This window comes from Streptomyces sp. NPDC030814, assembly GCF_055572155.1.
Genome location: NZ_JBVIDX010000030.1, coordinates 18,155 through 42,803, shown reverse-complemented (window position 1 = coordinate 42,803; position 24,649 = coordinate 18,155). Strand labels below are relative to the sequence as shown.

The following is a 24,649-nucleotide window of genomic DNA, read 5'->3' as shown; positions in this document are numbered from 1 at the left end:
ACGTTTTTCTTGGCGAGCAGGTGCGCGGCGAACTCGCGACCCCCGCCAATCATTTTCGGGGTCCTCTTTCGCGCATGCCTTTCACAGGCGTGCGCGAGTCCCCCCGCTATTCCATCCGGCGATTCCACGGGAATTCGAGTGGTGGATAAACGAAGCCCCCTTGATATACGTTTGCCGCGACCGGGCGGAAATAGCTGAAGCAGATGAACCGCTCGCACCGATCCCGGTCGCCTGAGATTCCTCGGCACACCGGGAAAAACGTATCCACAGTCAGGTAAGTCCGGAGGGAAACCCTTGAGTAACAACGCGATCAGGGTCGTGCTGGCCGGCGTGGGTTCCTGCGCCTCCAGTTTCGTGCAGGCAGTGGTCCTTGACCGGCAGAGGCCCGGTCCGGCCAACGGCGTGATGCACGAGTACATCGGCGGTCACCGCCTCGCCGACATCGAGTTCGTCGCGGCCTTCGACGTCGACCACCTGAAGGTGGGTCAGGACCTCTCCGACGCCGTGTACGCCGGCCGCACCGCCGCCGTCCGCCACGTGGACGTCCCCCACCAGGGCGTCACCGTCCAGGCCGGCCCGCTGCTCGACGGCCTCGACGGAGCCCTCGCAGACGCCGTCGCCGTCCACGCCGACGTCGACGCCGCCACCCCGCAGTCCCTGGCCGCCGCCCTGGCCGCCGCCCGGCCCGACGTCGTGGTCTGCCTGTTACCCACCGGCTCCACCGAGGCAGTGCAGACATACGCGCGGGCTGCCGCCGAGGCGGGCGCCGGCTTCGTCAACGCCACCCCCGAACCCGTCGCCAACGACCCCGAGCTGGCCGCCCTGTTCGCCGAACGCGGTGCCGCGCTCCTCGGCGACGATCTGCGCAGCCACCTCGGCGCCACCACCCTGCACACTGCCTTGATCGAGCTCTTCCAGAGCCGCGGCGTCGAGGTCAAGGACAACTACCAGCTCAACGTCGGCGGCAACACCGACTTCCTGAACCTGTCCGACCCGGCCAGGTCCCGCTCCAAGCAGACGTCCAAGCGCAAGGCTCTCGCCAACGCCGGCATCGACTCCCGGGAGGTCGCCGCCGGCCCCAACGGCTTCGTCAAGCACCTCGGAGACCGCAAGGTCTGCTTCCTGCGCATCGAGGGCGAGAGCATCATCGGCGCCCCCGTGCACATGGAGATACGCCTGGAGGTGGAGGACAGCCCCAACGCCGCCGCCGTGCTGGCCAACGCCGTCCGCGCCGCACACAGCGCCGCCCGCCAGGGCATGGTCGGCGTCGTCGACCCGGTCTGCGCCTTCCTGTTCAAGAGCCCCAAGACGGGGGCCAAGGAATCCGAGGCGCTGCACGACTTCCAGGGGTTCGTACGCAAGGCGGGCGAGCACCACGCCCTGCAGGCGGTCGACGGGAATGCCTGACGCCGCCCCCACCCTGCAGCCCGCGCAGGACAGCACGGTCACCCGCGTCCTCGCCCGGGAGTACGGCCTCCACACCCACCAGGTGTGGTCCCTGAACCGTGAGAGCGTCAACACCGTCTGGCGCGTCACCGCACCGGACGGGGAGTACGCGCTCAAGCGGCTCGGGCGGGACGTCTCCCCGCAGTGGCTGGCCTTCGAACACGCGGCGCTGCCCCGGCTGACCGCCGCGGGCATCCCCGTCGCGCCGCCTGTGCCCGCGGCCGGGGGACACAGCTCGGCCGTCCACGACGGCTCCGTCTGGCAGCTGCGGCCCTGGCGGGCGGGCAGACCCTTCGACTCCGCCCGCCCCGGCGACATCGCACAGGCCGGTGCCTTCCTGTCCGCGCTCCACCGCGTGTCGGTCAGCGGACTACCCGCGGACGGCCAGAGCTCCACCCGCAACCTGGAGTTCTGGCTCACCACCACGCGCCCCCCGCACACGGTGCTGGACGAGGTCGACGAGATCGCCGCCCCCCATGTCAGCGTCGCCGTGCGCGCCGACGCCCGGCGCGCCTACACCGCCGTACTGAGCCGGGCCCAGGCCGAACTCGCCGCGTACGACACCCTCCCCGAGGTCCTCACCCACGGCGAGGTGGCGGGCTCCAACCTGCTGTACTCCGACAGCGGGGAACTGGCCTGCGTCCTCGACTGGGACGCGCTGCAACTGCGCCCCCGCGTCTACGACGTCGCCCGCGCCCTGCTGTTCCTGCCCCGGCGCGCCCGCGGCAGCTTCCGGATCCTGCCCGACCGCGCCCGGGCCGTGCTCGACGCCGCGACGGCCCACCGGCCGCTCACCCCGGACGAACTCGGCTCCCTGATACCCGTACTCGAGCTCAACTTCGTCCCGTCACCCGGATACCTCCGACAGGTGGCGCGGCACGCCCCGGGCATCCTCGAGTGGTACCTCGGTTGGCGGGCCGAGGGCGCCGTCACGGTCCGCGGCCTCCTCTCGGACGTCGTCGCCACGACAGCGCAGGGAACCCGCGGATGACACGGTACGTGTGCCGCACCTCCGGGCATGCGGTGGCGCTCGACGTGAGCCCCGACGCCGCCGCCCACGTCCGGGAGACGCTCACCCCCTACATACGGGTCGCCCCCGCCGCCGACCCCGTCCCCGCCGCCGACCCCGGCCCTGCCCGCTGGCGGATCGGGATCGCGGACCAGGAGCGCCCGGCGGGCGAGGAGGTGGTCATCACGAACGCCACCGAACCCCCCACCCGGCTCTGGTACGACGGAACGGCCCGCCAGGTCCTGTTCGACCCGGCGATGCCACGGGACTTCCTGTGGCACAACCTCATCCGGTTCACCCGCATCCTCCTGCGGCTGGAGCACACGCAGGACCCGGAAGTCTTCCTGCACGCCGGGCTGGTCGCCAGGGACGGGCACGGCGCGCTGGTGCTGGGCGCGAAACGGGCGGGGAAGACCTCCACCGTCCTGTCCGCCCTGCGCCACGGACACCGCTTCGTCGGCAACGACGACGTGTCCGTCCACGCCGGCGCCGACGGATGGACCGGACGCGGCTGGCCCCGCCGCGTCTCCGTGCGCGGCGACACCTTCCCCGCCGTCGGACTGCCCGGCACCACCGACCGCCTGCTCCGCCCGGCGGAACTGCGCGCTCTCACCGGCAGCCCCCCGCTCCTGGCCGAGGCACGGATCCGGGTCCTGGTCTTCCCCCGGTTCCACCCCGAGCCCGGCGCCTTGCCCCTCGACACCGAGGAGACCCTGGCCCGGCTCGTCACGAACGAGTTGCTCACCGCGGTCAAGCACGCCGACTTCCTGCTGCCGTTCTTCACCCCCGCCCCACCCTCCGCCCGACGGGACATCCTCGCCCGCATGGCAGCCGAGGTGCCCGGCGTCGAACTCCGGCAGGACTTCTCCGCCCTGCACGACGGAGCCGCCGCGCTGACCCGGCTCCTGGAAGGAGACATCCCCGCACCACCCCTCGAAAGGCAGACAACGTGAGCACGACCGGCAGCAGGGTATGGGTGGTCGGCCCCTCGGGCGCGGGCAAGAGCACCGTCGCCCGCGCCCTCGCCGAAGCCCGCGGCGTACCCCACGTCGAACTCGACGCCATGTTCTGGGAGACGGGCTGGCGGCGCCGCCCCGAAGCGGACTTCCTCGCCGCCGTCGCCGCGCTGGACCACACCGACGGCTGGGTCGCCGACGGCCAGTACGGCGCGGCCCACCCGGTGCTGGAGGAACTCGCCGACACCGTCCTCTGGGTCGACCCGCCCCGTACCGTCACCACGGCCCGGCTGCTGCGCCGCACCCTGCGCCGGCTGCGCACACGCGAGGAACTGTGGAACGGCAACCGTGAACGCCCCGGCAGCGCGGTGCACCTCCTGCTGTGGGCCCACCGGGAGTTCCCCGTGGTCCGGCGTGTCAACACGGCCCTGTTCGCCCGCCTGAAGGCCCGCTCCGTGCCGTGCCTGCGGCTGCGGACCCCTCAAGACATCCAGGAACTGCTCAGGAAGGAACGGGCATGACACGACTGGCGCTCCTCGGCGGAGAGCCCCTGCTCACCCCCGCCGACCGGCCCCGGTGGCCGTACATCACCGAGGAGGACATCGAGTCGGTGACCGCGCTCCTGCGCCGGGGCGAGATCACCTACAACGGCAGCGAGGGCGAGGTCCAGGCCCTGGAGAACGGCTACCGCGCACGCCTCGGATCCGCCCACGCCCTCGCGGTCAACTCCGGCACCTCCGCACTGCACTCGGCGTTCTTCGGCCTCGACCTGCGCCCCGGCGACGAGGTCATCGCCCCGGCCTACACCTTCCTCGCCACCGCGATGCCGGTCTTCACCTGCAACGCCGTACCCGTCCTGGCCGACGTGGACCCCGACACGGGCATCCTGGACCCCGAGGAACTGGCCGCCCACCTCACACCCCGCACCAAGGCCGTCGTGGTCACCCACCTCATGGGCTTCCCCGCCGACATGGAGCGCATCACCGCCTTCGCCCGTGAGCACGGCCTGGCCGTCGTGGAGGACTGCTCCCAGGCCCACGGCGCCGAGACCTCGGGCCGGCCGGTCGGCCGCCACGGCGACGTCGCCGCCTTCAGCCTCCAGGCCAAGAAGCAGGTCACGGCCGGCGAGGGCGGGATCCTGGTCACCGACGACCGCAGGATCTACGAGCGCGCGGTGATGCTCGGCCACTGCATCGACCGCGGCGAGGAGGACGTCACCAGCGAGGAGTACGGTGCGTACGGCCGCACCGGCTTCGGCCTCAACTACCGCATCCACCCGGTCGGCGCGGCCCTCGCCCGCGGTGCCCTCGCCCGGCTCGACACCGTGCTGGCCGCCAGGGAGAAGAACTACGGCCGGCTCGGCGCCCTCCTCGACGGCATCCCCGGCATCACCCCGCCGGTGCGGCACAAGCACGTCGACCGCGTCGCCCACTACGTCAGCTACCAGCCCCTGTACGTCGCCGAGGAACTCGACGGACTGCCCATCGACGTCTTCACGGCCGCGGCCAGGGCCGAGGGTGTCCCGCTGACCCGGCCCACCTCGCCCCCGCTGCACCGCGAGGCCGCCTTCCGCAGCCCTGGCTGGCACTCCGGCACCTACCACCCCGGGGACAACACGTACCGCGTCTACCGGGGAGACGAGTTCCCGGGCACCGACACCTACCTCGCCCGAGCGCTGCGGCTGCCCGTGTACTCCGACGACCGCCCCGAACTGATGGACGCCTGGGCCGAGGGCATCCGCAAGGTCGTCGGCCACGCCGACGAACTGCGCGCCCGGCACGCCTCCGGCGCCCTGGTGCTGTGACCTGACCGGAAAGGTTCACCGGCTCGCGACTCCAGCCACAGCACCAGCCGCACGGTAGACGGCCGGCCCCGGCGAGACACCCGGCACCGATGCCCGCGTCGGCCCGGTACGCCCACCGCGTACCGGGCCGGGCGCGGAGCCCGCACGACACCGCACCACCGCCCCGACATGGAGGAAGTTCTCTTGTCCGTCGATAACAGTGCTCGCTCCATGCTCGCGCGCGGCCTCGGCGTTCTTCGCGCCTTCCGGCCCGGCGAGCCGGAACTCCCGCTCTCCGAGATCGCCCGGCGGGCCGACATGCCCAAGGCGACAGCCCACCGCATCATCGCCGAACTGGTCAGGGAGGGCATGCTGGAGCGCGGCGAGAAGGGACTCAGGCTCGGTCTTGGCCTGTTCATGCTGGGCGCCCGAGTGTCCCGTCAGCTGATGCTCCGCGACATCGCCCTCCCGCACGAGGAGCAACTGCACCGTCTCACCCACGGCAGCGCGTTCCTCTTCATCGCCGACCCCGCCGGCGCGGACGCCGCCCTCGTGGACGCCGTACGGAGCACCCATGGACACGATCCGGACCGGGGCATGGAGGAGTCCCGGGCCTCCCACCGGGCCGCGACGCGTGTCTTTCGCGCCTTCGGCGCCGACGACGACACCGCCGCGCATCAGGTCGCGCGCACCCGGAAGGACGAGACGGCCCTCGTACGGCGTCAGGGCTTCGCGGTCGTCCGCGGTGCCACCGGTGTGACCGGTGTCGCCGCCCCGGTGCTCACCACGTCCGGCGCCGCCATCGGGGCGCTGGCCGTCGCCGGCCCCCGGGCCCGGCTGGACGCGGGCCTCGCTGCCGCACACCTGAGGACCGCGTGCGCGGCCGTGTCCCGCGCCCTGCAACGAACCCCCGAGCTGGTCACCTCCTTATGACCGGAGGTCAGCTGCCGGTCCTCCTGGCGGTGAACAGCGTGGGCAGCAGCCGGCCCGCGAGGTACTCCTCCCGGGCCGCGGTCAGGGTGTCCCTGATCCGGTCCGCCGACGCGTCCCCGTAGATGTTCGCGACGCTCCCGCGGAAGATGCGCACCACCTTCAGCCGGTCGGCGAGCAGCGCCACGGCCCAGTCGGTCAACTCCTCGCGCTCCACGTCGGTGAAACCGGCCCGGGCCAGTTGGACCCTGCGGTCGGCCACCGACGTGGTGAAGAAGACGCCGCGCGGATGGATCGCGCGGAAGCCCTCCGAGGGCTCCGCACCATCGGCCGTGAGGCTGACCTCCTCGGTGAGCACCAGCAGCCCGCCGGGCCGCAGCAGCCGTGCCGCCTCGCGCAGTACGGCTCCCGGGTCCGGGAAGTGCGGCATGGAGCCCGTGATCAGGACCAGGTCGAGCGAGGCGTCGGGAAGGGGTACGTCGGTGGCCGACGCACACAGCTCCGACATCGTGGTGCGGCCCTGCGCCCGGCTGATCCGGGAACTGACCGCGCAGTGCTCGGCGACGAGATCCACGCCGTAGGAGCGCCGCACCTCGACGCCCGCGGCGGCGAGCCTGTCGACGGTGTAGCGCAGCGCACCGCCGAAGCCACTGCCCAACTCGCACAGCTCCACCGCGCGGCCCGACCCGAGGCGGGCGACGGCGGCGCGGACCACCACATCGCAGCCCTGAGGGCCGAAGTGGCCCATCTGGTCCAGGCCGAGGAGCCCGTCGGGCCCCTCCTCGCCGGTGAAGTCCACGATCGCCCGCTCGGTGTTCTCCCAGTCGTGCAGCGCCGGGAACAGGTCCCGGTGATAGCGGTACTGGACGCCGGCCTGGTCGGGTGTCTCCTCGGCTCCGGCCGGGGCGCAGGGCTCCGCGCTCATCTCGTACTCCTCGCGTTGCCGGCCCCGGCCCGGATCGTGCCGGAGCGGGGCGCTGGATGGTCAGGATCGGACCGCGGCGGCCGGTACCCGGAACTCGTCGGGCACCGCCGAGCAGACGGAGTGCAGAAGCGCCGACGCCTCCTCGGCCTCCTCATCCGTGGCGACCAGCGGCGGCAGCAGCCGCAGCACCTCCGGCCGGCCCAGACAGGGGGAGACGATCAGGCCCCGGCGGCCCAGCTCCATCAGGACCTCGCCCGCCGCGGCCCGCGTGGCGAACTCCACGCCCCACAGCAGCCCCCGCCCGCGCACCGTGGTGACGAGACCGCGGTGGTCTTCCGCCAGCCGCGCCAGGGCGGAACCGAAGAACTCCGCCAACCGCTCTCCCCGCGGAGCGAGTTCCTCCACCGCCCGCAGCGCCGCCACTCCCGCCGCGGCACCCAGCGGATGCCCGGAGAACGTGGTCGTGTGCACGAACGGATCCGCGGACAGCGGCGCGTACAGCTCCGGGGTCGCCACGACGGCGGAAACCGGCTGCACCCCGCCGCCGAGGGCCTTGCCCAGCAGCACGGCGTCCGGCTCCAGCCCGAGGCCGGTGCTGACCAGACGCGGGCCGCAGCGGCGCAGCCCGGTCTGGATCTCGTCCGCGATCAGAAACGCGCTGTGCGCACGGGCCGCGTCCGCCAGGGCCCGGAGGAACACGGGGTCCAGGGGGCGCACGCCCCCTTCGCCCTGCACCGGCTCCACCAGGACGGCGGCCACGTCCTCGCCCTGGAAGGCACCGGGTACCGCCGAGACGTCCGCGGGGATGTGGGTCACCCCGCCCAGCAGCGGTTCCAGGGTCTCGCGGTAGCGGGCGTTCCAGGTCGCGGCCAGCGCACCCATGGACTTGCCGTGGTAGGCGCCCTCGACGGCGATCACCCGCTGCCGGCCGGTGGCCCGGCGCGCCAGCTTCAGCGCCGCCTCGACCGCGTCGCAGCCGTTCAGCCCCAGCCACACCTTCGTCAGACGGCCCGGGTCGGCCCACGCGGCCAGGGCCCCGGCGAGCGACGCGGTGGCCCGGTTGCCCAGGACCCGGCTGGACACCGGCATCGCGTCCAGTTCGTCACGCACCGCCGCCACCACGGCAGGATGGCGCTGACCCAGCAGGGTCACCGCGTAACTGCCGAAGTCGAGCGCGGTACGGCCGTCGGACAGCCGCACCCGCGCACCCTCACCCCGAGCCTCGACGGCGCCGGAGCCGTTCAAGCCGTAGACCAGGGCCAGTTGCGGCGAAAGGTGCCGGCGGATCGCGGTGAGCGTCTCTCGGGCGGCGCCGTCGCCGGCGTTCGTGGTCATGGGGGCGTCCTCTCCGTGGTCCGGCGGAGAACACGGTTCTAGCCCCCCGCGCACACCCCTGAGAAGCCGTGTTCCGGCAGCCGGAACGGGCGTTGAGCCCGCAACCGCCCGCTTGACAGTGTGACCGCCGTCGCCGTCCGTATCGAAAGGTGCACCGACGCATGGAGACCACTTCCCCGGGCGCTGTGGCGTTCCCCGAACCGGACATCCTCGACCGGCGCCTCGCGGCCTTCCTCGACCTGCGGGGACTGAGCAGGGACGCCGTGCTCAAGGAGGCCGACCAGGGCATGGGAACACCGGCCCTCGCGGTGGTCGCCGGCTCGGTGCTCGCGGGTTTCGGCAACGTGCGCAGCGACCTCGACCTGCTCGTGCTCGTGGAGAACGAGAACCTCAAGCGTTTCCCCGTCCAGTCGCACGAGCACGGCACGCTCATCGACGTCGGCATCCGCCGGGCGAGCACCGTCCGTGACGCCGCGGCCGCGCTGACCGCCGCACCGTGGCCGCGCTTCGAGACCGTCACCGAGGACGCCTGGAACCACCGGCGCCGCACCCTCAACACCGTCTCCCGGCTGGCCCTCGGGCTGCCGCTCACGGTCGTCGAACCCTGGGACGAGTGGCACACCGGGCTGCGGGCGCCGTGGCTGCGGGAAGCGCTGCGCGAATGGTGGGTGGTGGAGGCCCACCGGCTCGCGCAGGCCGCCCGCTGGCTGCTCGACGCCAAGCCGTTGACCGCCGGGGTACGGGCCCGCGAGGCGGTCGTCGCCGCCCTCAACGCCCGTGCCACTGAAGGGGGTCAGCTGTACTTCGCCGCCAAGTGGGCGGGGGAGAAGCTCAAGGCGCTCGGCGACCTGGAGAACCTCGAACTGCTCCGCACCGTCCTCGTCCCCGGCGACCCCCGCGAACGGGTCCCCTTCTGCCTCGACGCCGTCGAGGGACTCGTCGGCCCGGCCGCACCGCTGCACGGCGTGCTGCGCTGGGCCACCGGCACCGGGACCATGCGGCTCGACGACCGTACGGTCGTGGACCGCTGGCAACTGCGCGCCCTGGAGGTCCGGCGGCTCGGCCTGCCGGACGGCGGGAGCGACGACGTCATCTGGTCGGGACCGGCCGGCACCGCTCCCCCCGAGGATCTGCTCCCGCTGTTCGTGCACAACATGGTGTGGCTCGGTATGGCCCACCCGGCTTCGGAGGTTCCCGCGTGACGCATCCCCCCACGACCGCGACCGACGCGACCGAGACCGACGCGACGGCCCCCGGCCCCGCCGGCACCCCCGTCGACCTGCGTCGGCTGCTCACCTTCCGCGCCCACGGCGCCGCCCGCCTCCTGCTGGGCTGCCGGGCCCGCCTGGAGGACGTCGAGGGCGCCGTCGCCGCCGGACAGAGCGAGGTCGCCGTCCTCATGGCGTACGACCTGCTCCAGCTGTCCCTGTCGATCCGCGGGCTGCGCACCGAGGGCGAGCTGACCTACGGCCACGACGAGGCCGCCTTCGACCCGTTCGCCGGCCTGCCCACCGAGGAGTCCGAGGCCGCCCTGACACTCTCCGCGGAGGGCGTGGACGCCACCGGTGACCGGGCCGAGCCGTGGCTGGCACGGCTGCGCGACCACCTCGCCGAGACCGAGGCCCAGCTCGGGTACCCGGCACCGCTGCCCGACGTCCGCTCCGGCAGCGGCATGATGAAGGGCTTCAAACTCGCCCGCACCTGGCAGCCGTTGATGGACCGGGTCGGCCTGCCCCCGCTGCTGCCGGACGCCTGGACGCGCCGTGCCGACTGAACCAGGGCCGGCCCGCGGCGCGGACCGGCCCCTCGCCCTCTCCGTTCGCGGAGTCGGCAAGAGCTACGGCGCGACGACCGCACTGGACCACGTCGACCTCGAGATCGCCGAGGGCACGATCGTGGGCCTGCTCGGCCACAACGGCGCCGGCAAGACCACCCTGATGTCCCTGGTCGCTGGACTCCTGCGCCCGGACACCGGGGAGATCGAGGTACGGGGCCACTCCGTGACACGGCACCCGCGCCGGGCCCGCCGCGAACTCGGCCTCGCCCCCCAGGAACTGGGCATCTACCCGCCGCTGACAGTCCGCCAGAACCTGCGGTTCTTCGCCGAACTGGCCGGACTGCGCGGCGGTGAGGCACGGCGGCGCATCGAGGAGGTCGGCGAGCCGCTCGCCCTGACCGCGCTGATGGACCGGCCCGCCTCCCGGCTCTCCGGCGGCGAACAGCGCCGTGTGCACACCGCGATGGCGTTGCTCCACCGGCCCGGACTCGTCCTTCTCGACGAGCCCACCGCCGGCGTCGACGTGGAGACCCGCGCCCGCCTCATCGCCCACGTACGGGAGCTGGCCGCGGCCGGCACCGCCGTCTGCTACTCCACGCACTACCTCCCCGAGATCGAGGACCTCGGCGCGGACGTGGCCGTACTGCACCGGGGCCGCGTCATCGCCCGCGGCTCCGTCGAGGAACTCGTCCGGCGCCACGGCGACAGCGCCGTGGAACTGGTCTTCTCCGGCGAGCCACCCCGACTCGACCTGCCCTGGCCGGTGACCCGACAGGGCGACACGCTCCTCGTCCGCGTCGAACAACCGCACACGGTCACGGCCCGCCTGCTCGCCGCCCTCGGTGACCACGCCGCCCGGCTGACCACCCTGCGGGTCGTCCGGCCCAGCCTCGACAGCGTCTTCCTCGGGCTCGCCGGGAGCCACGCCGCCGACCCCGCCGAGCGGGGCGCACCCGGAACGGTAGGTCACAGCCACGACAGGATCGGAGCGGGACACCATGCGTGACGGGGCGTTCTCCCGGATCACGGCCCTCGTCCGGCAGGACGTCAGGCTGCTGCTGCGCGACCCCGCGCCCCTGGTGGTCCGCACGGTCATGCCGCTGGTCATCATGAGCTTCATGCAGCCGCTGTTCCGCGCCGCCCTGCGGGCGGGCGGCGAGGTCACCGACGCCAACGGCGCCGAACAGGGCGTGCCCGGCATGGCGGTGATGTTCCTCTTCTTCCTGGTGAACGTCGTCGGCTTCGCCATGTTCCGCGAGCACGGCTGGAACACCTGGGACCGGCTGCGCGCGAGCACCGCGCGTCCGGTCGAACTGCTCGCCGCGCGCCTGGTCGTACCGCTGGCCGCCGCGCTGCTCCAGCTCACCGTCATCCTGGTCGCCGGCGGCCTGCTGTTCGACCTGCGGGTGACCGGCTCCTACCTCGCGCTGGCGGTGGTGGCGGTACCGCTGGCCCTGTGCGTGGTCATGGTGGGCATGGCACTCGTCGCGCTGTGCCGAACGATCTCGCAGCTCAGCGTCATTGCCAACATCCTGGCCCTGGTCTTCGCCGGCCTCGGCGGCGCCCTGACCCCGCAGTCGGCGATGCCGCACTGGGCGAGGCCGCTCGCACCCGGCGTCCCCAGCTACTGGGCGATGCGCGGCTTCAACGAGGTCATCCTGCGCGGCGGAGGGGTCACGGACGTCCTGTTCCCGGCGGGTGTGCTGTGCGTCTTCGCGGCCGGACTCACCGCCGTCACCCTCGTCTTCTTCCGGGCCGACCACCGCAAACTCTCCTGGTCCTGAGCGGTACGCCGCCCGGAACCCGCAACGCCGTCAGAGAGGGCACCCCATGTCCACGCTCGTCGTCCTCGACTGCTTCGACACCCTGATCACGTCCCGGCCCCTGCCCGGCCCCGAGCGGTTCACGGAGGTCCTCGCCGACACGCTGGAGCTGGACCCCCGGTCGGCGGGCGCGGTGGTCCACACCGTCTACGGCACCCTCCTCGACGTCATGCGAGACCCCCTCGCCCCACAGCCCGCGACCCTGGACCTGCTGGAGACCGGGCTGCGGAACCAGGGCGCCGTCCGGGACCGGACCGCGCTGGAGCAGGCACTGTGGCGAGCCCTCGGCTGCGCCGACCCCGGCCGGTACACCCTGTGCGAGCCCGTCGCGGAGGCCGCGCGCCGGGCCCACGCGGCGGGCCACACACTCCGGCTGCTGTCCAACTGCTACCTCCCCGGCAGACTCATGTGGGACCTGCTGCGCCAGGCCAAGGCACCCGACGTCTTCGACCGCGGACTGTTCACCGCCGACGGCGGCCCGAAGAAGCCCGACCCGCGTGCCTTCCACCGGATCGCGGAGGGCCACTTCGAGCAGCACGTGATGGTCGGCGACTCACCGGAACTCGACCTCACGCCCGCCGCGGCACTCGGCTGGCACACCGTCCGGGTCACTCCCGGCGCCCCCGTGCCGGACGAGTTCTTCACCCTGCTGCACCTGTGACCGGCCCGGCGGCGACCGGCGGATCCCGGCCGTCGCGATCTCGTGTTCCGCACAAAGAAACACCCACCCGATCGAGCCGTCCGCGCTGCCTAGAGTCGAGCCGTCACATCGCGCCGGGCACGCGGAGAACCGGACCGGCCGGCCCGTGACGGGCGAAGGGAGAACCATGGGGACGGCTGCCACGCAGGCGCCAGGAAACCTCGGGGACGGCTTACCGCCGCACCGCACACTGCTGGACGCGGGATGGAGCACGGCGTGGACGCCCGCTCCGCCCCGCGAGGGAGCCACCGGCCCCGAACGCATCCGGGAGCTGGCCACCGGCGGGTACGCCGCGCTGCCCATTCCCGAGGACCTCGGCGGCGCCGGCGCGAACCTGGTCGAGGTGGCCGCCGCGCAGCGCGCGCTCGGCCGGATCGACCCCTCCGCGGCGGTCGCCCTGAACATGCACGCCTTCACCGTCGGCCTGATGGTCGACTACTGGACACGGCACCGCGACACCACGTGGATGCTCCTGGAGGGCATCGCACGCTCCGGCGCCCTCGTGGCCTCCGCGTTCGCCGAGCCCGGCGGCAGCCCCAACTTCATGACCAGCACGTCCGAGGCCGTTCCGACCGAGAAGGGCTACCGCGTCAGCGGCGTCAAGTACCCCTGCTCGCTGGCCACCACCGCCACCCTCGTCTGTCTGACCGCCCGCGTCACCGACACCGACGAGACCATCCTCGCGCTCATCCCGAGCTCCTCACCGGGTCTGGACGCCGAGGGCGAGTGGCCCTCGCTCGGCATGCGGGAGTCCGACACCGCCCGGCTGGTGCTGCGCGACGTCGAGGTCGACGACCGGCTCGTCTTCCACCGCGGTCCCGCCGACGTCATCGACGAGAACGTCACCGCCGGCATGGCCTGGTTCTCCGTACTGCTGACCGCCACGTACCACGGCGTCCTCAGCGCACTGCTGGACGCGGCGTACCACGGCCTGAGCGTCTCCGGGCGCTTCGGACCCCGCACCGCGCTGCTCGGCCGCGCCACCCGCGAACTGCTGACCCTCGGCGGTGCCTGCCGCCAGCTCGCCGCGGACATCGACACGGGCGCCCTCGCCGGCGAAGCGGCCATGGCCGCCGCGGTGGGCCTGCGCGCCACCCTCAGCGACACCCGCGACCGGGTGATGTCCGCCGTCACCCCGGTCGTCGGCAGCCGTCTCTACGGGCGCGGGCAGGAGGCGGCCGGGCTCGCGCTCGACTCGCTCGCCGCCCACCACCACCCGCCGTCCCTCCTGGTCTGCGACGAGGTCGTCGGCAGCTTCTGCACGGGGCGCGAGATCACCTTCGACCCGGCCGACTGACCCCCAGCCCCCACCCGCGGGCACCACACAAGGAGAGACACCACCATGCCGCATGTCGAGGTCAACCTGCCGATCAACGCCCCGGTGGCCGAGGCGTGGACAGCCGTCACCCGCCTCGAGGACTACGCCGCCTACATGGAGAACGTCGAATCGGTCACCGTGATCGGCGAGAGCGACACCGGAGTCCGTACCAGTGAGTGGTCGGTCCTGTTGAAGGGCTCCGTCCTGGAATGGGTCGAGACGGACACCCTCGACCACGAGACGAGGGTCATGTCCTTCGACCAGGTGTCCGGGGACCTCGACCTGTTCACCGGGTACTGGAAGGTCGAGCGCACCGGCGACGGCACCTCGGTCGTCACCTTCTGCGTCGACTTCGAGATAGGCATCCCGCTCCTCGCCGACATGCTCAACCCGGTCGCCACCAAGGCCCTGCGGGAGAACGCCGAGCACATGCTGCGGGCCATCGAGCGGCGGATCACGGCGGTCTCGTGAGCACGCCCCCCCGAGTCCTGGTCACGGGTGCCACCGGAGCCGTGGGCAGCGCGGTCATGCGCGCGCTGCGGGCGGCCGGCCACGCGCCGCACGGCGTCAGCCGCCGCGGCGGCGAGGGCCCGGACCTGACCGCCTGGCACATCGGCGCCCAGGAGCCGCCGTCGCAACTGCGCCGCCCCTGGGACGCCGTCGTGCACTGCGCGGCCGACACCCGCTGGAACCTGCCGGACGAGGAGGCCGAGGACGCCAACGTCGTCCCGCTGCGCGCGGTGCTCGCCCTGGCCCGCCCCGACACCCACGTCGTCCACCTGTCCTCCTCCTTCGTGACGGGACTTCAGGGCGACATCTCCTCACCCGACAGAGACGTCTACCGCAACTCCTACGAGTGGTCCAAGGCGCATGCCGAACGCATCGTCCACGCCGAACGGGACAGCGCCGACATCGTGCGCTTCCCGATCGTCATGGGCGCCCGGGCGGACGGCGCGCTCGACCGCTACAGCGGCTTCTTCTGGCTGCCCGCCTCGATGTGCAACGGCGCCGTGCCCGCACTGGTCGCGGAGGAGAAGGGCCTCCTCGACATGGTCAGCACCGATGACGTCGCCGGCCATGTGACGCGGCTGCTCGACTCCGGTCCGCCGGACGGGCACCGGCTGTCCGTCCTGGGCCGGGGCGACGGCGCCCAACGCGTCGACGAGGCCTTCGACACCGTACGGGAGGCCCTCAACGCCTGGCGTGCCGAGCACGGTGTGCCCCTGCTGGACCGGCTGCCGTACGTGACGCCCCAGCAGTGGAACCGCTTCTACCTGCCCTTCGCCGAGGAGTACCTGGACCGCGCGCAACTGCTCAAGGTGACCGCCTTCCGCGCCTACCAGGGCTATCTGTCGGTGACCGACCCGTTCGACGTCACCCACCAGGTCCCCGACACACGGGACGTGCTGTACCGGTCGATCCGGCGCTGGGCGCAGACCCACGCGAGCTCCGCCCGCCGCGTCCCGCGTCCCTGGCGCGCCTGACCGCTCCCGTTCTCCCACCCCCGTCACCCAGGAAGAGATGGCCATGCTGTCGATCGAAAGAGACTCCCGCACCGTCGAGGACCTCCCTTACGAACTCGTCGAGCGCAAGGGTGTGGGACACCCCGACACCATGTGCGACGCCATGGCGGAGCGCATGTCCCGCTACTACTCCCAGTACTGCCTCAAGGAGTTCGGCGGCGTCGCCCACCACTGGTTCGACAAGGTGACGCTGTACGGCGGCGGCGCGGACGTCGACTTCGGCCGGGGCGAGATCACCTCCCCGTACCGTGTGAAGGTGTTCGGCAAGGGCGCCTACCGCGTCGGCACGACCGAGATACCGGTGCACGACATCATGTTCCGCGCCGCCGCCGACGTCCTGTGCGAGGTCACCACCGGCTTCGACCCCGAGCGCCACCTCGTGATCGAACTCGGCGTCGTCGACCACCAGGGCTCCGGTCGCGGCGTCTCCCGCTACCAGCCGGCCTCCCCGGACGACCTGGTGCCGCTGCGCTCCGCCGGTCTCGTCTCCAACGACACCAACCTGCTGCACGGCTACGCCCCGCTGTCGCGTCTGGAGACCGCGGTGCTCGGCCTGGAGCACCTCATCAACGGTGCCGACTTCAAGAAGCGGCACGCCGACACCGGCTGGGACGTCAAGGTCTTCGGCAGCCGGCGGCACGACGCGTTCAGCCTCGTCGTCAACATGCCGTTCCTCGCGGCCGACATCACGACGATGGACCAGTACTGGGCCCGCAAGGCCGTCATCCAGCAGGAGCTGGAGGAGTACGTCACCTCGCTCGGCCTGCACGACTTCCGCATGCTGATGAACGCCACCGACCGCAACGGCCGCCCCTACCTCACCGCGATCGGCTCCGTGGCCGACACCGGTGACGTGGGCGTCGTCGGTCGCGGCAACCGGGTCAACGGCCTCATCACCCCGATGCGCCCGATGAGCATCGAGGCGCCCGCAGGCAAGAACCCGCTCGACCACACCGGAAAGATCTACAACGTGATGGCCATGCGCCTCGCCCGGCAGGTCCACGAGCAGTTCGGCGGCCCCTCGCAGGTGCACATCTTCACATCCAAGGAAGCCCCGCTGGAGAGCCCCGACGAGGTCGTCGTCACCTCTCCCGAAGCGGACGAGTCCGAGCTCAGGGAACTGGTGGAGAAGACGGTCGCGAGTTCCGGCGACCTGACGGCGGAACTGATCGAAACGGGCATCACCCTGTGGTGACCTGGGACATGGCACGCGCGCTGTCGGCCGCGGCGCGGGACACCCGGCGCCGCGCGGACAGCGGCCGGCCGCCGCTGCCGGCACCCGAGGGCGGCAGTCACGCCGCCGTCGTCGTCAAGCCCGAGGTGATGACCGCGCCGCTCGCGCCCGACATGCTCGCCGCAACGGTCCGAGCCCTCGGCCGCCAGGGAGTGACCGTGCTGCGCTGCGCCGTGGTCCCGGCCGCGGACTTCGCCGCCCGCGGCGACCTGCTGCTGCACTACCCCCGCCTGCACCGGGTGGCCGCCGACGGTGGCACGGCGCTGACCTCGGGCGCCCGTCGCGCGCTCGACGCCCTGCGCGAGCACACCGGTGTCCGCGACGTCCTCGCGGCCTACGCGGCGATGGCGGCCGGCGATCTGTCCCCGCGCTCCCTCGAAGAGCGCTGCCGGAGCGCGGGCATCCACAAACTGGGATCGGGTTCCTACGCGTCGGTCACCGAGGTGAACGGCCAACCCGTGACCGTCCTCAACGGCTTCCTGCCGGCCCTGGACCAGGGCTACCGCACCCCCGACGCTCTGGTCGGCCTGCTGGAGTGCCACAGCGAACGGCCCATGCGGGAACTGCGCGAGGAGGTCCTCGGCGACCTGCACCCGTTCCGCGCCCGCTCCGGCTCACTGCGCGGCACCCTCGGGGCGCTCGCCCGCGAACACGGCATCGACCTCTCCGAGGGACGCAACGCCGTGCACCTGTCCGCCGGGCACCTGGAGGGCATGTTCCAGAACTGGCGGTACTTCGCCGCCAAGGACGGCGACGGCCTGGGCAGCACCTCCCTGGGGCGGGCCCTGGCCCGTGCGGGCCTGGAGCCGGGGGCGGTGGCCGCGCTCGCAGCGGACCCCGACGTCCCCGTCGGCCCGGGGGAGACCCTGTCCCCGCACGGAGCCACCGAGAACCTGGACCGTGACGAGGTGGTCCGCCTGGTCGGGCAGTGGATCACGACCGGGACGGCCACAGCCGGGGCGACCATCACCGAGAAGGAGTGGGCAGGATGAGAAGCCGGGGACGTGGACTCGCCGGACGTACGGCGATGGTGACCGGCGGCGCGCAGGGCATCGGCGCCGCGGTCGTCGAGCGGCTGTGCTCGGAAGGCTGCCGGGTGCTCGTCTACGACAAGAGTGAGGAGCACGGCCGGGACGCGGTCGGGAAATGGACCGCCGAGGGACACGAGGTCCGGCTCGCGGTCGGCGACGTGACCGACGCAGCGGCGGTCAGGACCGCCCTGGCGGACCTGCCGGAGGACTGGCCGTGGCCGACGCTGCTGGTCAACCTGGCCGCCGGGTTCGTCTTCAAGGGCCTGGAGGCGACCGCCGAGGACTGGCACGCCGCGCTGGACCCGACCATCGTCGGGCTCTCGCTGGTCACCCGCGAGTTCGTGGCGGGCCTCCCGGAGCGCGACGCCGACGCGGCCGTCGTCAACATGGCGTCGATCTCGGCGCACATCTCGCAGAGCGGCTACCTGACGTACAACACGGGGAAGGCGGCGGTGCTCGGCTTCACCCGGTGCACGGCCGAGGAACTCGCCCCGCGCGGTATCCGCGTCAACTCGGTCAGCCCGGGCACCGTGTGGAACGCCAACAACGAGAGGTTCCACCGCGAGGCCCTGGGCCTGGACCGGGCGACGGCCGAAGCCGCCCCCGAACACGGCGGCAAGTTCCTGCTGAAGCGCTTCGCCGACCCCGAGGAGGTCGCGGCACCGATCGCGTTCCTGCTCTCCGGTGAGGCGAGCTTCATCACCGGCACCGATCTCGCCGTCGACGGCGGCTACTTGGCGGTGTGAGCCGGTGATCGACCTCCACACACACCACAACCGGTGCGGACACGCCCGCGGTTCGCTGCGCGACTACGTCACGTCGGCCCTCGACAAGGGGGTCAAGGTCCTCGGCCTGTCCGACCACACCCCCATGTTCGCGGAGGAGGCGGACCACGCACTGCCCCCGGTGGCGATGCCCAAGTCGGAGTTCCCGTCGTACATCACCGAGGCCCTGGCACTGAAGGAGGAGTTCGCCCGCAGCATCGAGATCCTCGTCTCCACGGAGGCGGACTTCTTCCGGGGCCGGATGGACCCGTACTCGAAGGCACTGGGCCGGTACCCACTGGACTACGTGATCGGCTCCGTCCACATGTTCGAGGGGCGCGACATCTTCGACACCACCCGCTGGGAGACCGTCGAGGACAACGAGCAGGAACTGGCCGCGGTCAAGGGGCGGTACTTCCGCGCCGTCGCGGAGTGCGCGCGGTCGGGCCTGTTCCAGGTGATGGGACATGTGGACGCCCTCAAGGGCAACCATCCGAAGCTCGGGACGGTTCCCGCGCCGGCCGCGGCCGACGAGATGCTGCGGGCGATCCGTGACTCCGGGGCGGTGATGGAGATCAACACATCGGGTGGCACGAAGATGCACGGCGGCTGGTACCCGGAGCACGACCTCCTGGAGCGCGCTTACCACTTCGACGTGCCCATCACCTTCGCCTCCGACGCGCACGTCCCCGAGCGGGTCTGCGACCAGTACCCGGACGTGGTCCGTGTCCTGCACGACGTGGGTTTCCGCACCTGGACGGTGTTCCGCCGGGGCACCCCCCGCACAGTCCCGCTGGCCTGACACCGGTCACGGCGAACGACGACGCAGTCAAAGGGCACGGCGACGCAGTCAAAGGGCACGGCGACGCAGCCACGCACGGCCTCGCTCCGCGAGCACCACAAGCACCTTCTCCAATGCTCCGAATGCTCCGAGTGCTTCAGGTGCTTCAGGTGCTTCAGAGCCTTCGGGGCGAGCCGGGCACGGTCGCGGCGTGAGCCGACGGCGGAGTGCTTCCGCCCGACCGTGCCCGACCGACGGGCGCGGCGGCTCGATCGGGCGGGGCGGCTCGCTCGATCGGGCGGGTCGGCCCGCCGGCTATCGACGTGGCAGGCCCGTGCGACGCTGCCCCGCCGGGTGGGCCAGCGCGTCGACGGCTGCGGCGAACAGCCACGGCAGCCCCTGAGCCAGGGGCACCAGCGCCGCGCGAACCGGGGGCACCCGCGTCGCGCTCAGCAGTGCGTGGGTCAGCCACCTGTAGCGCCGGGTGAGCCCACGCCACTGCCGTTCATAGCCCGCCAGGTCACCTTCGGTGATGGCCCGGACGGCCGCCTGCGCCTGTGCGAGCGCCAACGCGATGCCCTCGCCGGTCAGCGCGTCCACGTAGCCGGCGGCATCGCCGACCAGCAGCACCCGTCCGGCGGTGCGCGCGCTCGTGTCCTGGCGCAGCGGGCCCGCCCCGCGTACCGGTCCGGCGTGCCCGCCCCCGGCCAGCCGCTCCCGCAGTCGGGGGAAGGCGGCCAGGTGGTCGTCGAACGATCCGCGGGCGGAGGTGAGCACGGCGACGCCGACGAGGTCGTCGGCCACCGGGGTCACATACGCCTCCGCGCTCGGGCCCCAGTGGACCTCGACGTGGTCGCTCCAGGGCGCGAGCTCGTAGTGGCGTCGCAACCCGTGCCGCGACCCGTGGCGGGGGTGTGCCCGGTGTGGCCGGTCGAGCCCCAGGGCACGGCGGATGGGTGAGTGCAGACCGTCCGCGGCGACGAGGTGGGCGGCACGCGCGCCGTCGACCAGCACACCGTCCTCGTTCTGCTCGACGCGGCGCGCGGTGCGCTGGTCGATCCGTACACCGGCGGCGAGCACCGCCTCGCGCAGCGCCGTGTGCAGCGTCGTGCGACGTACCCCCCGGCCGGGGCCCGCTGCGAAGTCGGCGTCGACCCGACGCCGCCCGGCCACATAGCGGATGCCGCGCAGGCCGTGCCCGGGCGGGTCCAGGCCGAGTGCGGCGAGGGCGGTGACGGCACCGGGCATCAGCCCCTCGCCGCACGCCTTGTCGACCGGGCCGGCGCGTTGCTCCCACACCGCGACGTCGAGCCCGGCTCGGGCCGCGTGCAGGGCCGTGGCCAGGCCGGCCGGGCCCGCACCGACGACGAGCAGGTCCATGGGTGTCCCCTTCAGGTCAGTTGTGCCAGGGCGGTGTCCTCGGTGCGGATGCGGGTGGCGAGCAGGAGCCCGTTCAGTGCGGTGAAGGCGACCGCCGTGACCCAGGCCGAGTGCACCAGGGGAAGGGCGAGCCCTTCCACGACGACGGCGACGTAGTTGGGGTGGGGAATCCAGCGGTAGGGGCCGCCCGTCACGCGCGCGGCGCCCGGCACGACGATCACCCGGGTGTTCCACTGCCGTCCCAGGGTGGCGATGCACCACCAGCGCAGCGCCTGCGAGGCCGCGACGAGGGCGAGCATGGCCCAGGCGAGGTCCGCCGCCGTGTCCGGTCGGCGCAGCCACACCTCCACGAGCGCGCCGACGAGCAGGCCGGTGTGCAGGACCACCATGAACGGGTAGTGGCCCCGCCCGGCCTCCACGCCGCCCCGCACGAAGCTGAGGGCGGCGTTGCGCTGGGACACGACCAGCTCCGCGGCCCGTTCCAGGCCGACGGCCAGGACCAGGACGGTGAAGAGGACCTCGCTGCTCACCGCCGACCTCCCGGCGCACGCAGAAGCACGAACTCCGAACAGAAGCCCGGGCCCATGGCGAGCATGAGCCCGTGGGAGCCCGGCGGGGGCGGACGCTCGGCGAGCGTGTCCGCCAGGACGTGCAGCACCGAGGAGGAGGACAGGTTGCCGATCCGGCGCAGCGAGTCCCAGGTCATGGCCAGGGCGTCCCGCTCGACCTCGAGGGCCTCCTGCAGTGCCTCCAGGACCTTCGGGCCGCCGGGGTGCGCGACGTACCAGCGGAGGTCGTCGCGGGTCAGCCCGTGGTCGGTGAGGAAGCCGCGGACGTCCTCGCCCACATACCGGCGCACCAGGTCGGGAACGGAGGGATCGAGGACGATCTTCAGCCCGCCGGAACCCACGTCCCATCCCATCATGCGCTCCGAGTCGGGGTAGAGACGGCTGCGCGACGCGAGGACCTCGGGCCGAGTCGGGTCGTCGGACTGTGCGAGCGCGTGTTCGGTCCCGACGGCGACCACCGCCGCGGCGCCGTCTCCGAACAGGGCGCCGGCCACGAGGTTGGCGGCCGAGGTGTCGGCGCGCTGCAGTGTGAGCGAGCACAGCTCGACCGACATCAGTACCGCGACCCCGTCCGGGCGGCCGCGCAGCAGGTCGTGGAGGCGGGCGATGCCGGCCGCGCCCGCCACGCAGCCCAGGCCGACGAGGGGCAGGCGCACCACATCGGGGCGCAGTCCGATCTCCGCCGCGACCCGCGCTTCCAGCGAGGGGACGGCCAGGCCGGTCACCGTGCAGGACACGATGTAGTCGACGTCGGCCGGAGTGAGGCCGACGGCCTTGAGCGCGTCCACGACCGCACGAGCGCCGAGTTCGACGCCGGCCCGGATGAAGACGTCGTTCGCCCGGCCGAAGTCATCGAGCCGGACGTACTCCTCCAGCGGAAGCACGGTGTGCCGGGTCTCGACGCACACGTTGCGGTGCATCCGCTCCACGATGCCGTGTCTGGCCTTCTCCTCGACCAGCATGGTGGTGACCAACTCGGTGATGTCCGCCTGCCGGTGGCGGTGCTCGGGCAGTGCGCCGCGAACGCTGACGACGCGCATGGTCATGATGGCTCCTCTGGCCGGCTGGTCGAGCGGTTGGGTGCTGCGGGCGCCCGACCAGGGCCGAGCGTGAAGGTCGGGGCGCGTCGGCTCCGGGGAGGCCGGTTACGACGGAGCCGCGACCGGCCGGGGGCGGGCGGCCGGGGGCCCGCCATCGGGGGGCCGTGGCCGGCCGAGGGGGTCATCAGCCGGCCGCCACGAGCAGGACGACGTCGAGCAGGGCGATGGCCACCGCGGCCAGGAACGGAGTACGGGCGCGGGCGAACAGCGTGAGCAGGGTCAGGACCGTCACCAGTGCGAGCACCGCCCACGCCCAGGTCGGGGGCGGTCCCGCGGGGCCGAGCACGGCGACCACCGAGGCCGCCCACAGCAGCACGGCGGCAAGGACGCGTGAGCGCCGTTCGCCGATCCGGTGCGGGAGGCCGCGGACGCCGGTTCGTTCGTCGTCGTCGAGGTCGGGCAGCGTGTTGAGCAGATGTGCCCCGACACCGAGCGCGGCGCCGGCACCCGTCATCCACAGCGGGGCCCAGCCCCCGGCGGGGTCGGCGAGGGTGACGACCGAGGGCAGCGTCCCGAACGCGCAGGCGTACGGCACCCAGGACCACGCGGTCGCCTTGAGACCGAAGTTGTAGGCGTGACCCGCGCCGGTCGCGAGGGTGGCGTTGACCAGCGCGCTGCGCCAGTCGGCCAGCGCGGACAGCGCGAGGCAGGCGAACGCCGCCACGACCAGGGCCGGCACCACCCGGCCGACCGGGAGGGCTCCGCCGGCCAACGGTTTGTCGGTGCGACCGACGGCACGGTCGCGCCGGAGGTCCAGGAGGTCGTTTCCCCAGCCGATCGTGAGCTGGCCGGTGAACACCGCCGCGGTGACGGCGAGGACGTCGAGCGGGCGCAGGTCGGCGCGGAGCGCGAGCAGAGCCGCGACGGCGGTGACCGCCAGGGTGGGCCCGCCGTGGGCGGCGACGAACAGCGCGGGCACGGACGGCGATCCGACACGCGCCGGGACCGCGCGGGCGGTCACGGGCATGGCGGCACCTCCACCGGGCCGTGCGGCGCGCTCTGCTCGGGCCCGCCAGCGAGAGGGCGGAGAGCCCCTACCGAGTCACACGGCGCGGACCGGCGGCCTGACGCCGACCGTGTCCGCGACGCCTCCGAGATCACGGGCGGACCGACGGCAGGTCCGGACGGACCACCCGCGCGGACTCCGCGCAGAGTTCCCGCGTGCTGGAGGAACTCGTTGCGGACCATCCGGCGGGGCAGGGGCATCGTGTCGACGACACGGAGAGCCGGGCGCCCGCACCGGTGCTTCCCGTTGCACACGTGATCACCAGGGACATACAGGATCGCTGCCACGTCACCCGCCCCCTCACACGAGGCACTCCGGCATTCGGCGGACGCCCCGACGGCAACGCCGCCACCGTTTCCGTCGCGGAGGACGACGCCGCAGAATGAAACCATGGACAGAGGCCTCTTCATGGTCTCCGGCGTGCGGGACAGGCTCGGCCAGGCGCTCTTCCGCCGCGTCGCGGGGCCGGACGGCCCCGCGAACCGCGCACGCATCCACGACACCCCGGGGCCGCGGTGGTTCGGTCCGGATCGGCCGATCCGCGTCGTGCACGGGGACGCCTCCATGTTCATCGGCGGACTGCGCGCCCTGCTGCTGCAGTCCCTGCACCCGCTGGCCATGGCAGCCGTGGCCGCTCACTCCGGGTACCGCGGCGACCCCTGGGGGCGGTTGCAGCGCACCAGCACGTTCCTCGCCGTGACGACCTTCGGAACCGTCGACGACGCCCGGAGCGCGGTCGAACGCGTCCGCGCGATCCATGAGCGGATCCGGGGCAGGACGGCGCAGGGCGAGCCCTATTGGGCCGCCGACCCCCACCTGCTCGCATGGGTGCACGTCACCGAGACGGACAGCTTCCTGCGCGCCCACGAGCGCTTCGGGGCCCATCCCCTCACCCCCGGCGACTACGACGCCTACGTGGGGGACACGGCGCGGGTGGCGACGGCCCTCGGGGTGCCGGACCCGCCCCGGACGCGGGCGGAACTCGAGTCGCGCCTGGCCGCGTACCGTCCGGAACTCCGTGCCACCCCGGAGAGCAGGGCGGCCGCGCGCTTCCTGCTGATACACCCACCGCTGCCGCTCGTGGCCCGGCCTGCCTACGCCCTGCTCGCCGCGAACGCGGTGACGTCCCTCCCCCAGTGGGCACGCGGACTGCTGGGGCTGCCCCGTTTCCCGGGGTTGGAGGACATGGCGGTACCGCTCACCGGCCAGGTACTGACCAGGGCGATCAGGTGGAGCATGCGTCCACCCCCCTAAGGGCT

The 24,649-nt window shown here is 72.8% G+C and carries 25 protein-coding genes; 19 read left to right on the top strand and 6 right to left on the bottom strand.

The window, feature by feature from the left end:
* Positions 1-294: 294 nt before the first annotated feature.
* The 6 genes from ACZ43N_RS37300 to ACZ43N_RS37275 all read left to right on the top strand — a co-directional run bounded on the left by ACZ43N_RS37300 (position 295) and on the right by ACZ43N_RS37275 (position 6,127).
* Positions 295-1,407, top strand: coding sequence for an inositol-3-phosphate synthase (locus ACZ43N_RS37300; RefSeq protein WP_468103590.1), 1,113 nt, complete (start codon positions 295-297; stop codon positions 1,405-1,407).
* Positions 1,400-2,437, top strand: a complete 1,038-nt coding sequence (locus ACZ43N_RS37295; protein ID WP_468103588.1) for a phosphotransferase enzyme family protein — start codon at positions 1,400-1,402, stop codon at positions 2,435-2,437. The genes ACZ43N_RS37300 and ACZ43N_RS37295 overlap by 8 nt, the downstream gene beginning before the upstream one ends.
* Positions 2,434-3,408 carry a hypothetical protein gene (locus ACZ43N_RS37290; RefSeq protein WP_468103586.1) on the top strand — a complete coding sequence of 325 codons (975 nt, stop codon included), beginning with the start codon at positions 2,434-2,436 and terminating at the stop codon, positions 3,406-3,408. Before ACZ43N_RS37295 ends, ACZ43N_RS37290 begins: the two co-directional genes overlap by 4 nt.
* Positions 3,405-3,932 carry an AAA family ATPase gene (locus ACZ43N_RS37285; RefSeq protein ID WP_468103584.1) on the top strand — a complete coding sequence of 176 codons (528 nt, stop codon included), beginning with the start codon at positions 3,405-3,407 and terminating at the stop codon, positions 3,930-3,932. Before ACZ43N_RS37290 ends, ACZ43N_RS37285 begins: the two co-directional genes overlap by 4 nt.
* Positions 3,929-5,215, top strand: a complete 1,287-nt coding sequence (locus ACZ43N_RS37280) for a DegT/DnrJ/EryC1/StrS family aminotransferase (protein WP_468103582.1) — start codon at positions 3,929-3,931, stop codon at positions 5,213-5,215. Before ACZ43N_RS37285 ends, ACZ43N_RS37280 begins: the two co-directional genes overlap by 4 nt.
* Positions 5,216-5,398: 183 nt before the next feature.
* Positions 5,399-6,127: an IclR family transcriptional regulator gene (locus tag ACZ43N_RS37275; RefSeq protein ID WP_468103581.1), complete on the top strand. Its 729-nt coding sequence runs from the start codon at positions 5,399-5,401 to the stop codon at positions 6,125-6,127.
* Between the two features lie 7 nt (positions 6,128-6,134).
* Here the strand turns inward: ACZ43N_RS37275 and ACZ43N_RS37270 are convergent, their stop codons facing one another.
* The gene (locus ACZ43N_RS37270; protein ID WP_468103580.1) at positions 6,135-7,049 is read right to left on the bottom strand and encodes a class I SAM-dependent methyltransferase; all 915 of its coding nucleotides are present in this window, start codon (positions 7,047-7,049) and stop codon (positions 6,135-6,137) included.
* A gap of 60 nt (positions 7,050-7,109) precedes the next feature.
* On the bottom strand, positions 7,110-8,384 hold the full coding sequence (locus ACZ43N_RS37265) for an aspartate aminotransferase family protein (protein WP_468103579.1): 1,275 nt from the start codon (positions 8,382-8,384) through the stop codon (positions 7,110-7,112).
* A 161-nt stretch (positions 8,385-8,545) separates the two neighbouring features.
* On the opposite strand from ACZ43N_RS37265, the gene ACZ43N_RS37260 reads away from it, so the two are divergent.
* The 12 genes from ACZ43N_RS37260 (at position 8,546) to ACZ43N_RS37205 (ending at position 19,356) form a co-directional block, all read left to right on the top strand.
* Positions 8,546-9,586, top strand: coding sequence for a hypothetical protein (locus tag ACZ43N_RS37260; RefSeq protein WP_468103578.1), 1,041 nt, complete (start codon positions 8,546-8,548; stop codon positions 9,584-9,586).
* Complete coding sequence (locus ACZ43N_RS37255; protein WP_468103576.1) at positions 9,583-10,158, top strand: hypothetical protein; 576 nt, start codon at positions 9,583-9,585, stop codon at positions 10,156-10,158. Before ACZ43N_RS37260 ends, ACZ43N_RS37255 begins: the two co-directional genes overlap by 4 nt.
* Positions 10,148-11,167, top strand: coding sequence for an ABC transporter ATP-binding protein (locus ACZ43N_RS37250; RefSeq protein WP_468103574.1), 1,020 nt, complete (start codon positions 10,148-10,150; stop codon positions 11,165-11,167). The genes ACZ43N_RS37255 and ACZ43N_RS37250 overlap by 11 nt, the downstream gene beginning before the upstream one ends.
* Positions 11,160-11,945, top strand: coding sequence for an ABC transporter permease (locus ACZ43N_RS37245; protein ID WP_468103572.1), 786 nt, complete (start codon positions 11,160-11,162; stop codon positions 11,943-11,945). The genes ACZ43N_RS37250 and ACZ43N_RS37245 overlap by 8 nt, the downstream gene beginning before the upstream one ends.
* 46 nt (positions 11,946-11,991) lie before the next feature.
* Positions 11,992-12,645 (top strand): HAD family hydrolase, encoded by a 654-nt coding sequence (locus tag ACZ43N_RS37240; RefSeq protein WP_468103570.1) that lies wholly within the window; start codon positions 11,992-11,994, stop codon positions 12,643-12,645.
* 166 nt (positions 12,646-12,811) lie between these two features.
* Positions 12,812-13,981: an acyl-CoA dehydrogenase family protein gene (locus ACZ43N_RS37235; RefSeq protein ID WP_468103568.1), complete on the top strand. Its 1,170-nt coding sequence runs from the start codon at positions 12,812-12,814 to the stop codon at positions 13,979-13,981.
* Positions 13,982-14,026: 45 nt separating this feature from the next.
* On the top strand, positions 14,027-14,473 hold the full coding sequence (locus ACZ43N_RS37230; RefSeq protein WP_468103566.1) for a type II toxin-antitoxin system RatA family toxin: 447 nt from the start codon (positions 14,027-14,029) through the stop codon (positions 14,471-14,473).
* Positions 14,470-15,486 (top strand): NAD-dependent epimerase/dehydratase family protein, encoded by a 1,017-nt coding sequence (locus tag ACZ43N_RS37225; protein ID WP_468103564.1) that lies wholly within the window; start codon positions 14,470-14,472, stop codon positions 15,484-15,486. The genes ACZ43N_RS37230 and ACZ43N_RS37225 overlap by 4 nt, the downstream gene beginning before the upstream one ends.
* Before the next feature lie 43 nt (positions 15,487-15,529).
* Positions 15,530-16,720, top strand: coding sequence for a methionine adenosyltransferase (locus ACZ43N_RS37220; protein WP_468103562.1), 1,191 nt, complete (start codon positions 15,530-15,532; stop codon positions 16,718-16,720).
* Between the two features lie 8 nt (positions 16,721-16,728).
* A complete protein-coding gene (locus ACZ43N_RS37215; protein WP_468103560.1) occupies positions 16,729-17,751 on the top strand; it encodes a hypothetical protein in 1,023 nt (340 codons plus the stop codon).
* Positions 17,748-18,536 (top strand): SDR family NAD(P)-dependent oxidoreductase, encoded by a 789-nt coding sequence (locus ACZ43N_RS37210; protein WP_468103558.1) that lies wholly within the window; start codon positions 17,748-17,750, stop codon positions 18,534-18,536. Before ACZ43N_RS37215 ends, ACZ43N_RS37210 begins: the two co-directional genes overlap by 4 nt.
* 4 nt (positions 18,537-18,540) lie before the next feature.
* Positions 18,541-19,356 carry a histidinol-phosphatase gene (locus tag ACZ43N_RS37205; protein WP_468103556.1) on the top strand — a complete coding sequence of 272 codons (816 nt, stop codon included), beginning with the start codon at positions 18,541-18,543 and terminating at the stop codon, positions 19,354-19,356.
* Positions 19,357-19,650: 294 nt separating this feature from the next.
* Here ACZ43N_RS37205 and ACZ43N_RS37200 read toward each other — a convergent pair whose 3' ends face one another.
* The 4 genes from ACZ43N_RS37200 to ACZ43N_RS37185 all read right to left on the bottom strand — a co-directional run bounded on the left by ACZ43N_RS37200 (position 19,651) and on the right by ACZ43N_RS37185 (position 23,351).
* Positions 19,651-20,715, bottom strand: coding sequence for an NAD(P)/FAD-dependent oxidoreductase (locus tag ACZ43N_RS37200; protein WP_468103554.1), 1,065 nt, complete (start codon positions 20,713-20,715; stop codon positions 19,651-19,653).
* Positions 20,716-20,726: 11 nt separating this feature from the next.
* Entirely contained in the window at positions 20,727-21,245 is a 519-nt protein-coding gene (locus ACZ43N_RS37195; protein ID WP_468103552.1) for an isoprenylcysteine carboxyl methyltransferase family protein, read from the bottom strand.
* Positions 21,242-22,330: a type III polyketide synthase gene (locus ACZ43N_RS37190; protein ID WP_468103550.1), complete on the bottom strand. Its 1,089-nt coding sequence runs from the start codon at positions 22,328-22,330 to the stop codon at positions 21,242-21,244. The genes ACZ43N_RS37195 and ACZ43N_RS37190 overlap by 4 nt, the downstream gene beginning before the upstream one ends.
* 178 nt (positions 22,331-22,508) lie before the next feature.
* Positions 22,509-23,351, bottom strand: coding sequence for a UbiA family prenyltransferase (locus ACZ43N_RS37185; RefSeq protein WP_468103548.1), 843 nt, complete (start codon positions 23,349-23,351; stop codon positions 22,509-22,511).
* Positions 23,352-23,780: 429 nt separating this feature from the next.
* Here ACZ43N_RS37185 and ACZ43N_RS37180 point away from each other — a divergent pair, with 429 nt between their 5' ends.
* Entirely contained in the window at positions 23,781-24,644 is an 864-nt protein-coding gene (locus ACZ43N_RS37180) for an oxygenase MpaB family protein (protein ID WP_468103547.1), read from the top strand.
* The last annotated feature ends 5 nt before the right edge of the window (positions 24,645-24,649 follow it).

Coding starts and splice junctions, on each gene's coding strand:
- ACZ43N_RS37295 (WP_468103588.1), top strand. CDS start 1,400: ATGCCTGACGCCGCCCCCACCCTGCAGCCCGCGCAGGACAGCACGGTC.
- ACZ43N_RS37290 (WP_468103586.1), top strand. CDS start 2,434: ATGACACGGTACGTGTGCCGCACCTCCGGGCATGCGGTGGCGCTCGAC.
- ACZ43N_RS37280 (WP_468103582.1), top strand. CDS start 3,929: ATGACACGACTGGCGCTCCTCGGCGGAGAGCCCCTGCTCACCCCCGCC.
- ACZ43N_RS37270 (WP_468103580.1), bottom strand. CDS start 7,049: ATGAGCGCGGAGCCCTGCGCCCCGGCCGGAGCCGAGGAGACACCCGAC.
- ACZ43N_RS37265 (WP_468103579.1), bottom strand. CDS start 8,384: ATGACCACGAACGCCGGCGACGGCGCCGCCCGAGAGACGCTCACCGCG.
- ACZ43N_RS37260 (WP_468103578.1), top strand. CDS start 8,546: ATGGAGACCACTTCCCCGGGCGCTGTGGCGTTCCCCGAACCGGACATC.
- ACZ43N_RS37245 (WP_468103572.1), top strand. CDS start 11,160: ATGCGTGACGGGGCGTTCTCCCGGATCACGGCCCTCGTCCGGCAGGAC.
- ACZ43N_RS37240 (WP_468103570.1), top strand. CDS start 11,992: ATGTCCACGCTCGTCGTCCTCGACTGCTTCGACACCCTGATCACGTCC.
- ACZ43N_RS37235 (WP_468103568.1), top strand. CDS start 12,812: ATGGGGACGGCTGCCACGCAGGCGCCAGGAAACCTCGGGGACGGCTTA.
- ACZ43N_RS37230 (WP_468103566.1), top strand. CDS start 14,027: ATGCCGCATGTCGAGGTCAACCTGCCGATCAACGCCCCGGTGGCCGAG.
- ACZ43N_RS37220 (WP_468103562.1), top strand. CDS start 15,530: ATGCTGTCGATCGAAAGAGACTCCCGCACCGTCGAGGACCTCCCTTAC.
- ACZ43N_RS37215 (WP_468103560.1), top strand. CDS start 16,729: ATGGCACGCGCGCTGTCGGCCGCGGCGCGGGACACCCGGCGCCGCGCG.
- ACZ43N_RS37210 (WP_468103558.1), top strand. CDS start 17,748: ATGAGAAGCCGGGGACGTGGACTCGCCGGACGTACGGCGATGGTGACC.
- ACZ43N_RS37200 (WP_468103554.1), bottom strand. CDS start 20,715: ATGGACCTGCTCGTCGTCGGTGCGGGCCCGGCCGGCCTGGCCACGGCC.
- ACZ43N_RS37190 (WP_468103550.1), bottom strand. CDS start 22,330: ATGACCATGCGCGTCGTCAGCGTTCGCGGCGCACTGCCCGAGCACCGC.
- ACZ43N_RS37185 (WP_468103548.1), bottom strand. CDS start 23,351: ATGCCCGTGACCGCCCGCGCGGTCCCGGCGCGTGTCGGATCGCCGTCC.
- ACZ43N_RS37180 (WP_468103547.1), top strand. CDS start 23,781: ATGGACAGAGGCCTCTTCATGGTCTCCGGCGTGCGGGACAGGCTCGGC.